Source organism: Cognatiyoonia koreensis (assembly GCF_900109295.1).
Classification (GTDB): domain Bacteria; phylum Pseudomonadota; class Alphaproteobacteria; order Rhodobacterales; family Rhodobacteraceae; genus Cognatiyoonia; species Cognatiyoonia koreensis.
In genome coordinates this window covers 74,395-86,468 of the sequence record NZ_FOIZ01000001.1, presented here as the reverse complement: position 1 = coordinate 86,468, position 12,074 = coordinate 74,395, and the positions used below count along the sequence as shown (strand labels likewise).

The following is a 12,074-nucleotide window of genomic DNA, read 5'->3' as shown; positions in this document are numbered from 1 at the left end:
CATCCTTTTGCTAGGGTTCCTGACAGATATAGGTGCGCAGGTATGGCGTTGCCAGTCGCAGCTATTCCGCCGGTTTGGGAACGGGGCGGGAAAAGATCGTCTCGCGCCCTGGTTCAGGGTGGCGCGGGATCAGCATCGCAAGTGCAAAAGACGTCGCAGCCATTGCTGCCGCAAGAACGAACACTGACGCAGGAGACGTCAGCCACAGATACCCAAGTCCCGCCGGCAGGAAGACTGCTGCGATATGGTTGATGGTAAAGGCGACTGCGGCAGTCGGGGCGATATCACCGGGATCGGCTATTTTCTGGAAATATGTTTTCAGCGCAAGCGCGAGCGCAAAGAACATGTGATCCAGAATATAAAGTACGACCGCAAGTACGACGCCCCAGCCAAAGTAATACAGCCCGCCATAGGCCAAAAACACACTGACAAGGCCTGCATACTCGAACAGCAAGGCTTTGCGCTCTCCGAATAGGGTGACGACACGGCCCATGAGCGGCGCAAAGATGATGTTGGCGACAAGGTTGATCAGGTAAAGCTGGGTGATCTCATGCACGGCGAACCCGAACCGTTCAACCATCATGAAGCCTGCAAAGACAACGAATATCTGACGCCGCGCGCCCGACATGAACTGCAACGCATAATAAAGCCAATAGCGTTCGCGCAGGATCATTCTTTTGATCTGCGGGTTTGGCGCTTCGAATTGCGGATAGGCGACCAAAGCGACAAAAGCGATGATCGCAGTGATCGAGCCGGACACCATGTAGACCAGATTATAGGACAAGCCCATGCGATCCCAAGTGAACATGATGATGATATATACCACCAGCGTCGCGGCAGAGCCGGTTGCCATCAGCCAGCCGATCGTCTGCGGGGCCTTCGCCTTTTCAATCCACTGCAATTGCAGGCTTTGATTAACGGTCTCGTAGTAGTGAAACCCGATTGAGGACAGCATCGTCAGGGTGAGGATACCGCCGATCGACGGGAATTGCGCCGTCAGCGCTGTCGCAACACCCAGCATGATCAACGCGACCATGCCCAACACCTGTTCGCGTACGAACATGATGATCGCAATGACGCCGACAGCCAGAAAGCCCGGAATTTCGCGCACGGTATGCAGCCAGCCGATGTCAGATCCGTCGAATGCCGCCGCTTCGATGACGAAGTTGTTCAGAAGGGCCGACCACGTCGAAAAGGCGATTGGCATCGCAATTGCCATCAGGACCAGCAGGCCGATGGGACGTCGCCAGAATGGCAGGGCAGTGGTTTCTGACAATGGCAAGGTGCGCATTCATTCGGTTTAGCGCCATTGTCCGGACATGGCGAGTAGAATGGCCCGACCGACTTGCGATAATGGGGCGCTAACGTTCTTGCGCCATCTGCATTCCAAATCGATTTGGCAGTTCCGTTCGTGACACAATCAGCCAAGAACCACCTCGAATTTCAGTCCGAACCCTCATGCCAGAACCTGCGACAATTATGGTTTGCAGGTCAGCCTGATGATGGTGCCGTTATCGTCGAAAGACGAGTTCAGTAAAAACTCTGCGGATCAATGTCGATAGACAGCCGCAAGCTGTTTGGCAGTTTGAATTGCCCGACCCATGTCGCCAGCGCCTTTTGCAACGGAGCTTGCTTGTCGGCCTTCACCAGCAGGCGCACACGATGGCGCCCCCGTATCCGCGCGATCGGCGCCGGGGCGGGGCCAAAAACTTGCGCACCGATTTCGCGCAGGGGCATATCGCGGCGCGCCATATCCGCACCGACATCGAATACCTCTTGCACGTTGGGCGAAGAAAGAACGATTCCTGCCATGCGTCCATAAGGCGGAACACCCGCGGCCTTGCGCTCTTCTGCTTCGGCGGCCCAAAAGCTTTCTTCGTCACCTGCAAGGATGGCGCGAATGACCGCGTGTTCTGGCTGGTAGGTCTGCAACAGAGCCTCGCCCGGCTTTTCCGCCCGACCGGCGCGCCCCGCGACCTGCCGCATCAGCTGAAACGTGCGTTCTGCCGCGCGCAGATCAGAGCCTTGCAAGCCGAGGTCTGCATCAATGACGCCTACAAGTGTCAAATTCGGAAAGTTATGCCCTTTTGCGACAAGTTGGGTGCCGATGATGATATCGCAGCCCCCTTGCGCAATCTCTTCGATATGCGCCTTCATGGCGCGGGCTGATCCGTAAAGGTCCGACGATAAAACAGCAACGCGGGCATCCGGAAACAGCGCCTGCACTTCTTCGCCCATCCGCTCCACGCCGGGGCCGACAGCTGACAACCGATCCTCGGCCTCGCAATGGGGGCACTTGGTCGGCATTGGTTTGGTTTCGCCGCATTGATGGCACATCAACCGCTTGAGAAAGCGATGTTCGACCATGCGGGCGTCGCAATGGTCGCAGCCAATCTGATGGCCACATGCCCGACACAGCGTGATCGGGGCATAGCCGCGCCTATTGAGAAAGATCAGCGATTGTTCGTGTTTTTCCAGCCGGTCTTTCATCGCGTTCTTCAGCGCAGGAGACACCCATTTTCCACCCGGCACATCCTCGACCCGCATGTCGATGGCGGACATCTGCGGCAGCACCGCATCGCCAAAGCGTGACGTCAGTGTCAGCCGGTGGTACTTCCCCGCTTCGACATTCGCCCAGCTTTCAAGCGACGGCGTGGCCGATGCCAGAATGACCTGCGCATCGTTCAATGACGCGCGCAAAACGGCCATATCACGCGCATTATAAAGGACCCCGTCCTCTTGTTTGTAGGACGTGTCATGTTCTTCATCGACGACGATCAGGCCAAGGTTCTGAAAGGGTAGGAACAAGGCCGAGCGCGCGCCGACAACAAGCTGGGCCGCCCCCTGACCGACCATTTTCCAGCAGCGGCGGCGTTCGGTCATCGTGACACCGGAATGCCATTCTGCTGGCTTCATCCCGAAACGGGCCTCGACCCGGGTCAGAAATTCACCGGTCAACGCAATCTCCGGCAGCAATACCAATGCCTGCCGTCCCGCGCGCAGGCAGGCCGCGACCGCCTCCAGATATACCTCGGTCTTGCCCGATCCGGTGACGCCTTTCAAAAGAGTCGTTCCATAGGTGCCAGCTGCAATACCGTCGAGCAGAACCGTTGCGACTTCTTCCTGATCTGCTGTCAGTGCCTTGCGGCCATAGTCGGGATCCAAGGCAGGGTAAGGCGTGTCGCGCGGTGCTTCTTCCTCACTGACGACCCCCTGCTTCACGAGTCCCTTGACGACGGATGTGCCGACACCCGCCATTTCGGCCAGTTCCTTCATGGTGAATGACAAGCCGCCGTAATCCCGCAAGACCTCGATCACCTTTGTGCGGGCATCGGTAATGCGATCCGGCGCGCCCGTTCCCAGACGATAAACCTTGCGCATGGATGGCGGATCACCCAGCCCCGGGGCACGTGTCGCAAGGCGCAGCATCGCCGACATCGGCGTCAACGTATATGCGGCCGCACGGGCCAGAAACGTCTGCATTTCCTCGCGCATCGGGGCAACATCCAGAACGCGGATGATGGACCTGACCTTGGCATAGTCGTAGTCGCCCGTACCCTTGCCCCAGACAACACCGATCACTTTGCGCGGACCCAGCGGCACCTCGACAAAGGCCCCAAGCATCACGCCGCCTTCGGGTGCCTTGTAGTCAAGAACGCGGTCTATCGGCTGCGTTGTCAGAACACCCACCAACTCACCTTCATTGAAATGCATCAAATCCATATCGGCCTTTTCAGGGTTGCCCCCATCAGGTAAACGAGCGGCAATCAAACGCCAACCCATCCCCGGAGAGAGCACATGAAATTCTTTGTCGATACCGCCGAGATTGACGCCATCAAGGAACTGCACGCATTGGGCATGGTGGACGGGGTCACAACGAACCCTTCACTGATCGCCAAATCCGGTCGTGATATCCTCGAAGTGACCATGGAAATTTGCGACATCGTCGACGGCCCGGTTTCCGCAGAAGTCGTTGCGCTTGACGCGGACACAATGCTCGCCGAGGGACGCAAACTTGCCAAGATCGCCCCAAATATCGCCGTCAAGGTGCCGCTGACATGGGCTGGTCTGCAGACCTGCAAGGCGCTGAGTGATGAAGGCACGATGGTCAACGTCACGCTCTGCTTTTCAGCAAATCAGGCACTTCTGGCTGCCAAGGCTGGTGCGAGCTTTATCAGCCCGTTTATCGGACGACTGGATGACATCAATCTCGACGGACTCGAACTGATCGAGGACATCCGCACGATCTATGACAACTACGGCTTCGAAACACAGATTCTTGCCGCCTCGATCCGTTCTGCCAATCATATGAGTGAATGCGCCAAGATCGGGGCCGACGTCGCGACGGCACCACCCAACGTCATCAAGGCGATGGCAAACCACGTGCTGACAGACAAAGGGCTGGATGGCTTCATGGCCGATGTCAAAAAGGCCGGTATCAAGATTTTGTAAGCCTGCCGATACGACCTACAGGCCTTTGACTGTACATCACAGTCAAAGGCTTTTTTTATCCATGATGCGAAAAAAGGGCAGAAATGCCCGCGACGACCTGCTACACCATGACCAAAATAAGCCAATGAGCAGGTACATGAGTAGTAAACCCCTGATGGACGCCCACGTCCGTGAGAAAATCATCGCTGACCCCGACGTTCTGTTGGAAGATCAGGATATTATGCGCGCCCTTGTGGCGGCGAACGAACAGACGATGGGCACAAATATCGTTGACCTGCGTGGCATTGCGATGGAACGGCTTGCCGCCCGCCTGGATCGGCTTGAAGACACGCACAGGTCGGTGATTGCGGCCGCATATGAAAACCTTGCCGGGACGAACCAGATCCACCGCGCCGTGCTGCGGCTGATGGATGCGACCAAATTCGAAGTATTCCTGCACGATCTGACGACCGAGGTCGCCGATACGCTGCGCGTCGATGTTATGCGACTTGTGCTTGAATCGGAAGAAAGCGGCGACGATCCGGCCGTCAAGAAGATGGACAGCGTGCTCAAGGTCGGCAAACCGGGTTTTTGCGATTTCTACATTACGCAAGGGCGCGATATTCCCGTGCGTCAGGTTACTCTGCGCCAGACACAAGCCGATGACGACACCATCTATGCCGAACAGGCGGATTACATCCGCTCTGAGGCTTGTCTGAAGCTTGACCTCGGTGAAGGCCGCATGCCGGGCATGCTGGTGATGGGGTCGGAAGACCCGCATCTGTTCACGCCGCAACAGGGCACTGACCTCCTGACGTTCTTCACAGGTGTTTTTGAACGCACGATGCGCAGGTGGCTGGCCTGATCGCCCCGGCGCTGACCAACGCGCTCGCCGGGTGGCTTGATCACCAGCGGGCGCTACTTGATGCGGCGGACAACACGCTCAAGGCCTATCAGGCAGATGTCATGGGCTTTCTGGCCTTCATGTCCGGTCATCATGGCGCACAGCAAGGTCTGGGCCCGGTCTCCCGGATCAGCGTCAGCGATATGCGATCGTGGATGGCACATGAACGCGGCCGCGGGGTCGGGGCGCGCTCGCTCGCGCGCCAACTCTCGGCAGTCAAGACATTCTATCGCTGGCTCGCAGAACGCGAAGGTTTTGAACCTACAGCAGTGCTGTCGACCCGCGCCCCCAAATTTCAGAAAAAGCTGCCCCGCCCGTTGGCAGAAGATGCCGCCAGCCGGATGATCGAAACGGTCGAGCTGCAATCACTGGAAGGCTGGGTCGCCGCGCGTGACAGCGCGGTTGTCACCCTGCTCTATGGCTGCGGCCTCCGTATATCCGAAGCACTGGGTTTGAAAGGCAAGGATGCGCCCTTGCCTGCGACGCTGCGGATCATGGGGAAGGGCGACAAGGAACGGATCGTGCCGGTGATCGACGCGGCCCGCGATGCGGTGGATGTCTACCTGAAGCTCTGCCCACACCCCCAGGAACCGGGCCTGCCACTGTTTCGCGGGGCGAGGGGCGGTGCGCTCAATCCGCGCATGATCCAGAAGGTGATGGAAAAGGCGCGCCTGCAGCTTGGACTGCCGGCAACAGCGACACCACACGCCATGCGGCACAGCTTTGCGACCCATCTGCTGAACGCCGGTGGCGACCTGCGTGCAATACAGGAATTGCTCGGACACGCGTCACTTTCCACGACTCAAGCCTACACCGCCGTCGATACCGCGCGGCTGATGGAGGTCTATGACAAAGCGCATCCGCGCGCATGACTGGGGATCCTTTGTCTTTCTTTGTCCAATCAAACTTCCGCCGGAGGCTCCTGCCCGCGCAACCATTGCCAGCGCTGAATATTTGGGCCATCACACTGCAATGACGTTATCCCAGAAAGCCCTTTGCGTTCATCTGCTGACAGCAACCGGTGCCGTTTTCGCAATGTTGGCCATGCTTGCCGCTGTCGAGGAAGACTGGAGCTTGATGTTCCTCTGGCTGGTCGTTGCCTTTTTCGTGGACGGGATCGATGGCCCACTGGCGCGCAAATACGATGTAAAAACAAATGCGCCGATCTTTGACGGTGAATTGCTTGATCTAATTATCGACTATCTGACTTATGTCTTTATCCCAGCGTTCGCGCTTTACAAATCGGGGCTCATGGACGGTTGGTCTGGCTGGGTTGCTATTATCGTGATCACCTTTGCTTCGGCCATGTATTTTTGCGATACGCGCATGAAAACAAAGGATTATTCCTTTTCCGGCTTTCCGGGCTGCTGGAACATGCTGGTGCTTGTGCTGTTTGCGCTCTCACCCGGTTGGTTCACGTGTCTGCTGCTTGTCATCGTGCTGGCCATTGCCATGTTCCTTCCCATAAAATTCGTGCATCCGACACGCACGGAGCGTTGGCGGACCATCACACTACCGATGGCCTTTGCCTGGACATTCTTTGCGGGCTGGGCTGCCTGGGTCGACTTCGATCCGGCAAGCTGGGCGCATTGGGGTCTGATGTTGACGTCGATCTATCTTCTGGGGGCCGGAGCCGCGCAGCAGGTTATGTACGGCAAGGAAGGCTAGATCCGCGTCAGGATGACGCCGCAGACGATCAGCAACGCGGCGAGCGCCTTGGTCACGTTCATCTTCTCGCCAAACGCAAGCCAGCCAATCAGCACCGCAAACAGGATTGACGTTTCGCGCAGTGCGGCCACCAGTGCGATGGGTGCCTGCGTCATCGCCCAGACAACAATCGCATAGGCCGCAAGCGATGCGCCTGCAGGTATGATTCCGCGTCGCCAGACCGCCCATGGGGCCACAGCGACAGACCAGCCTTTCAGTGCAAATGCCGCCGGAATGAAAAAAATGCCCGACATGAACAGGATCCAGCCGACATAAGCAAACGGATTACCATTGATCCGTGCCCCGATCCCGTCCACCAGCGTATAGCCCGCCGTGGCACAGGCCGCGCCCAGTGCATACGGGATCAGCTTGCGGTTTTCACCAGATGAAAACGCACCGCTGGCCATGGTCACGATGCCAAGACCAAGAACGGCGACACCAAGGTATTCGACAGGTGTGACGATATCGTCGAGCAGTACCGCACCGACGACAAGTACAATCAACGGGGCTGACCCGCGCGAGATCGGATAGACCCGGCTTAAATCGCCTTGTTCATAGGCGTAGGCCAGAAAAAGCTGATAGAACATGTGGATCACACCGGAGGCGATCAGCCACGGCCAGACCTCCGGCGTGGGCAGCGGAAACCACATCAGCGCCAGCAAACCGATCAACCCCTGCCAGACGGTAAAGATCATCATCGTGGTCTGCTTGTTTCCGCCGGTCTTGATGATCGCATTCCAGCCCGCATGCAGCAACGCGGCCCCCAGCACGGCAAAAAAGACGAACAGGCTCAAATCAATAGCCCCGCTGCGCCTTCAAGGCGCAGCAATGCAACCTTCGTTTCGATCCCGCCCGCGCCGGAATAGCCACCTAGCCCTTCCGCCGAAAGGACGCGGTGGCATGGAATGAGAATGGCAAGCGGGTTGGCCCCGCAGGCCTGTCCGATCGCCTGCGCGGACACGTTCAATGCACTCGCAAGATCGCCGTAGGTGCGGGTTTCGCCGTAGGGGATCGCACAAAGCGCGGTATAGAACGCCTGCTGAAAATCGCTGCCTCGCGGCGCGACAGACACGGTGAATCCGCGTCGCATACCGGCAAAATATGCACCAAGTTCGGTCCGCAATTGCGCCGCAAGATCGCCATTAGAAAGATTTCCGGCACGGCCCCAGTGCAACGCTGTAACGGCCTCGTCCGTCGCATCGAACCCCAAAGGGCCGACAGGGCTGTCGATCAGTACGTTCACGCCCGGCCCAGACGGATTGGCCCGCGGGCGGTGATAGGATCCACGTCACAGCCCTTTTGCGTCGCGCGCACCGTGGCCATGTCCGCCGCCACGCGTCGCACGTCAGCCATCAGGGGACGCCAATCCGATGAAAGCGCCCGCGCGACATCTGACGGGCAAATCGTGGCACCGGGGCGCACGGCGTCCAATCGCGCAGTAATCATGGCTGCAATCCTGGAATCACATGTAACGCGTTAACGCCCGGACGGTTGCGCACAGCCATCATGGTCGCACTCATCGTCGCGACTAGGGTGTCCTGACCGTCAGCGATGCCAAAAGCCATGCCTTCGGTAAACGTCAGCGTGCGCCCGGATTTGATCACGTCTCCCTCGAAGCGGAACGTGTTTCCTCGCGCGGGTGCAACGAAAGATGATTTGAATTCTGCTGTCAGCACCTCTGCCCCTTCATCCATCAAGGTAAAGGCCGCAAACCCGCAGGCACTATCAAGCACTGTGGTGATAATCCCGGCGTGCATGAATCCGTGCTGTTGTGTCAGGTCGGTACGGAACGGCATGGTCAAGACCACCCGTCCCGCCCTGATTTCATCGATTTCGGCACCCAAGGTACGCATGACCGCCTGCGCTTCGAACCCCGCGCGCAGTCTTGCGATTGCGTCAGGGTCCAAAACGTCCATCAGGCCAAAGCCTCATCACAGCGGCTGCAAACCCCGGCATGTTCATGGCTGCCCACATCCGGCAGGATCTTCCAGCACCGCTGGCATTTCTCGCCGTCAGCCCGCGCAAAGACAACGGCAATATCCGCAACGTCCTCCAGTCGGAACGCATCGGCTGGAGCCACGTCGGTGCTGACATGAATGCCGGACGTGATGCATAGATCGTCAAAAGCCACCGTTTTCAGGACTTCGGCGACAGCGTCGCCAACATAGACGATCGGGGCCGCTTCAAGCGATGCACCGATGACTTTGGCAGTCCTCTCAACTTCGAGTGCACCGTTCACGACGCGGCGCACGCGACGCACCGTCGCCCATTTCGCGGCCAGCGCATCATCCTGCCAGCCCGTCGGCACATCTGCAAAATCCTCAAGATGCACGGATGTGTCATCGCCCGGATACCGCTCCAGCCAGACCTCTTCCATGGTGAAGACAAGGATCGGAGCCAGCCACGTCGTGAGACGATGGAACAGGATGTCAAGCACCGTGCGGGCTGCGCGGCGGCGCAAGGTATCGCCATCGCAATACAAGGCATCCTTGCGGATATCGAAGTAAAAGGCTGACAGATCAAGCGTTGCGAAATCAAAGACCGCGCGGAACGCGCCCTGAAAATCATAGGCGGAGTAGGCGGCACGCACCTGCCCGTCGATCTCGGCAAGGCGGTGCAGCACCCAGCGTTCCAGTTCCGGCATGTCGTCAGCGGGAACGCGATCAGCTTCGGTGAAATCGCTCAGCGAGCCTAAAAGAAAACGCATCGTGTTGCGCAAGCGGCGATAGCTGTCCGCCGTGCCTTTCAGGATTTCCGGACCGATCCTGCTGTCGTTGGTGTAATCAGTCTGGGCCACCCACAGGCGCAGAATATCCGCACCGTATTGTTGGACCACCTTTTCAGGCACGATCGTGTTGCCAAGCGATTTGGACATCTTCATGCCCTTCTCGTCGAGCGTGAACCCGTGGGTCAGTACGCCGCGATAAGGCGCGCGACCGATGGTGCCACAGGCTTGGAGCATCGATGAATGGAACCAACCCCGGTGCTGGTCTGTGCCTTCCAGATAAAGGTCGGCCAGCCCGTCATCGGACCCGTCTTCACGGTCGCGCAAGACAAAAGCGTGTGTGGACCCTGAATCAAACCAGACATCGAGGATGTCGAACACCTGTTCGTAAGACTCATGTTCAACAGCATCGCCTAGGAAACGGGCCTTGGCACCGTCAGCATACCACGCATCCGCTCCTTCGGCCTCGAAGGCCTCCAGGATACGTGCATTGACTTCGGCATTGCGCAGCAGGAAATCATCATCCGTTGGCAATGCACCCTTTTTGACAAAGCAGGTCAGTGGCACGCCCCACGCGCGCTGGCGCGAGAGCACCCAGTCGGGGCGCTGTTCGATCATGGCATACAGGCGGTTGCGGCCGCGTTGCGGAGTCCATGTGACCAATTGATCGATGGAAGTTAGGGCACGTTCACGGATCGTGGTGCCATAGGTGTCCTGCCCGTCACCGACAGGTTTGTCGATGGCCGCGAACCACTGGTTGCGGTTCAATCGGATGACAGGAGCCTTGGAACGCCAGGAATGCGCATCGGAAATCGTGATGCGCTTGCGTGCCAGCAATGCACCGACCTCGACCAGCTTCTTGATCACCATCGGCGAGGCACCGCCAGGCTTGCCCTTCGGCGTGATCACCTGTTCTCCGGCGAAGAATGGCAGGTCAGCCCGGAAAGAGCTATCATCCATGATGTTATAGGTCATCTGCAGACCGTGCTTGACCCCAATCGCATAGTCGTCATCACCGTGGGACGGGGCGGTGTGAACGAAACCCGTGCCGGCATCGTCGGTGACATGATCGCCCGGCAAAAGCGGAACATCAAAATCCCACTCGCCGCTGGCCCCTTCGGCAGCACGCAACGGATGCGCGCACTTCAGGCCCGACAGGTCTTCTGCGGACACATCGCGCAACCGATTGACCATCCCATCCTCAAGGCGTGCCGCATTGAAGACGCTTTCGGCCAGCGCATCCGCCACAACATAGGTGTCACCGACAGCGGCCCAGCATTCATCGGGCGTGGCGACAACCTCGTAAAGCCCGTATGCGATCTCTGGGCCAAAGCAGACGGCGCGATTCTGCGGGATGGTCCAGGGCGTGGTGGTCCAGATCAGGACGGTCGCACCGTCCATTCCTGCAACGACCGGGAACTTTACCCAGATCGCATCAGTCTGACGATCATGATACTCGACCTCTGCCTCGGCCAGCGCAGTCTTTTCGACGGGCGACCACATCACGGGCTTGGAACCCTGATAAAGCGTGCCGTTCATCAGAAACGTCTGGAACTCCGCAGCGATCACGCGTTCTGCATGAAAATTCATGGTCAGATACGGATCATCCCAGTTTCCCTGAACGCCGAGGCGTTTGAATTCTTCGCGTTGGATGTCCACCCAACCTTCGGCGAACTCACGGCATTCACGCCGGAACTCAACGATATCAACGTCGTCCTTGTCTTGCCCTTTCGCGCGATACTGCTCTTCGATCTTCCATTCGATCGGCAGACCGTGACAATCCCAACCGGGGATATACCGGGCATCCTTGCCCATCATCTGCTGCGAGCGAACGACCATATCCTTCAGGATCTTGTTGAGCGCATGGCCGATGTGCAGATGACCATTCGCATAAGGCGGACCGTCATGCAGCGTAAAGCTCTGGCGGTCATGCTTGGCGCGCAAGCGATCATAAACGCCGATCTTTTCCCAGCGCGCCAGCCAGTCAGGCTCGCGCTTTGGCAATCCGGCGCGCATCGGAAAATCGGTGCGTGGCAGGTTCAGCGTGTCTTTGTACTCAGGGGTGTCGGCACACATTTCGAGTGTCCTTTGGAAGTCTTCGAATCTGGGATGAGGAACGGTGCGAGTGGCTCAACACCTTTGCCCGGCAGCTCGCGTCAGAGCGCCGGGGAAATAATTCGCATGACCCGCAAATACATCATGACGCGCGTTATAGGGACACAAACCCAAGGCGACAAGGGTCAGCAGCGGCATGCAACCCCTCTTTCTTTGTCCAATCAAACTTCCCCCGGAGGGTCCGCAAGCACA

The 12,074-nt window shown here is 58.3% G+C and carries 11 protein-coding genes; 4 read left to right on the top strand and 7 right to left on the bottom strand.

The genetic code is table 11. The features are described 5' to 3' along the window. Nucleotides 1-61 precede the first annotated feature (61 nt). Together BMY44_RS00435 and BMY44_RS00430 are read right to left on the bottom strand one after the other, a co-directional pair. Nucleotides 62-1,291 (bottom strand): MFS transporter, encoded by a 1,230-nt coding sequence (locus tag BMY44_RS00435; protein ID WP_089988914.1) that lies wholly within the window; start codon nucleotides 1,289-1,291, stop codon nucleotides 62-64. A 239-nt stretch (nucleotides 1,292-1,530) separates the two neighbouring features. Then, entirely contained in the window at nucleotides 1,531-3,723 is a 2,193-nt protein-coding gene (locus BMY44_RS00430) for a primosomal protein N' (RefSeq protein WP_089994293.1), read from the bottom strand. 75 nt (nucleotides 3,724-3,798) lie between these two features. On the opposite strand from BMY44_RS00430, the gene fsa reads away from it, so the two are divergent. The 4 genes from fsa to BMY44_RS00410 all read left to right on the top strand — a co-directional run bounded on the left by fsa (nucleotide 3,799) and on the right by BMY44_RS00410 (nucleotide 7,003). Continuing rightward, on the top strand, nucleotides 3,799-4,452 hold the full coding sequence (fsa, locus tag BMY44_RS00425) for a fructose-6-phosphate aldolase (protein ID WP_089988911.1): 654 nt from the start codon (nucleotides 3,799-3,801) through the stop codon (nucleotides 4,450-4,452). Between the two features lie 136 nt (nucleotides 4,453-4,588). Beyond that, the gene (locus BMY44_RS00420; protein WP_089988909.1) at nucleotides 4,589-5,296 is read left to right on the top strand and encodes a DUF484 family protein; all 708 of its coding nucleotides are present in this window, start codon (nucleotides 4,589-4,591) and stop codon (nucleotides 5,294-5,296) included. Next, entirely contained in the window at nucleotides 5,293-6,207 is a 915-nt protein-coding gene (locus BMY44_RS00415) for a tyrosine recombinase XerC (RefSeq protein ID WP_089994290.1), read from the top strand. The genes BMY44_RS00420 and BMY44_RS00415 overlap by 4 nt, the downstream gene beginning before the upstream one ends. A 100-nt stretch (nucleotides 6,208-6,307) precedes the next feature. After that, nucleotides 6,308-7,003, top strand: coding sequence for a CDP-alcohol phosphatidyltransferase family protein (locus BMY44_RS00410; RefSeq protein WP_089994288.1), 696 nt, complete (start codon nucleotides 6,308-6,310; stop codon nucleotides 7,001-7,003). On the opposite strand, the gene BMY44_RS00405 is transcribed toward BMY44_RS00410, so the two are convergent. From BMY44_RS00405 to ileS, 5 genes are read right to left on the bottom strand one after another with little or no spacing between them, the layout of a single operon-like run. After that, entirely contained in the window at nucleotides 7,000-7,836 is an 837-nt protein-coding gene (locus BMY44_RS00405; protein ID WP_089988906.1) for an EamA family transporter, read from the bottom strand. The genes BMY44_RS00410 and BMY44_RS00405 overlap by 4 nt on opposite strands. Further along, nucleotides 7,833-8,285, bottom strand: a complete 453-nt coding sequence (locus BMY44_RS00400) for a methylated-DNA--[protein]-cysteine S-methyltransferase (RefSeq protein WP_242650443.1) — start codon at nucleotides 8,283-8,285, stop codon at nucleotides 7,833-7,835. The genes BMY44_RS00405 and BMY44_RS00400 overlap by 4 nt, the downstream gene beginning before the upstream one ends. After that, on the bottom strand, nucleotides 8,282-8,488 hold the full coding sequence (locus BMY44_RS00395; RefSeq protein ID WP_089988904.1) for a DUF3253 domain-containing protein: 207 nt from the start codon (nucleotides 8,486-8,488) through the stop codon (nucleotides 8,282-8,284). Before BMY44_RS00395 ends, BMY44_RS00400 begins: the two co-directional genes overlap by 4 nt. Further along, complete coding sequence (locus BMY44_RS00390; RefSeq protein WP_089988901.1) at nucleotides 8,485-8,958, bottom strand: PaaI family thioesterase; 474 nt, start codon at nucleotides 8,956-8,958, stop codon at nucleotides 8,485-8,487. Before BMY44_RS00390 ends, BMY44_RS00395 begins: the two co-directional genes overlap by 4 nt. Further along, nucleotides 8,958-11,843, bottom strand: coding sequence for an isoleucine--tRNA ligase (gene ileS, locus BMY44_RS00385; RefSeq protein ID WP_089988899.1), 2,886 nt, complete (start codon nucleotides 11,841-11,843; stop codon nucleotides 8,958-8,960). The genes BMY44_RS00390 and ileS overlap by 1 nt, the downstream gene beginning before the upstream one ends. Between the last annotated feature and the right edge of the window lie 231 nt (nucleotides 11,844-12,074).

Coding starts and splice junctions, on each gene's coding strand:
- BMY44_RS00435 (WP_089988914.1), bottom strand. CDS start 1,291: ATGCGCACCTTGCCATTGTCAGAAACCACTGCCCTGCCATTCTGGCGA.
- fsa (WP_089988911.1), top strand. CDS start 3,799: ATGAAATTCTTTGTCGATACCGCCGAGATTGACGCCATCAAGGAACTG.
- BMY44_RS00395 (WP_089988904.1), bottom strand. CDS start 8,488: ATGATTACTGCGCGATTGGACGCCGTGCGCCCCGGTGCCACGATTTGC.
- BMY44_RS00430 (WP_089994293.1), bottom strand. CDS start 3,723: ATGGATTTGATGCATTTCAATGAAGGTGAGTTGGTGGGTGTTCTGACA.
- BMY44_RS00390 (WP_089988901.1), bottom strand. CDS start 8,958: ATGGACGTTTTGGACCCTGACGCAATCGCAAGACTGCGCGCGGGGTTC.
- BMY44_RS00410 (WP_089994288.1), top strand. CDS start 6,308: ATGACGTTATCCCAGAAAGCCCTTTGCGTTCATCTGCTGACAGCAACC.
- ileS (WP_089988899.1), bottom strand. CDS start 11,843: ATGTGTGCCGACACCCCTGAGTACAAAGACACGCTGAACCTGCCACGC.
- BMY44_RS00420 (WP_089988909.1), top strand. CDS start 4,589: ATGAGTAGTAAACCCCTGATGGACGCCCACGTCCGTGAGAAAATCATC.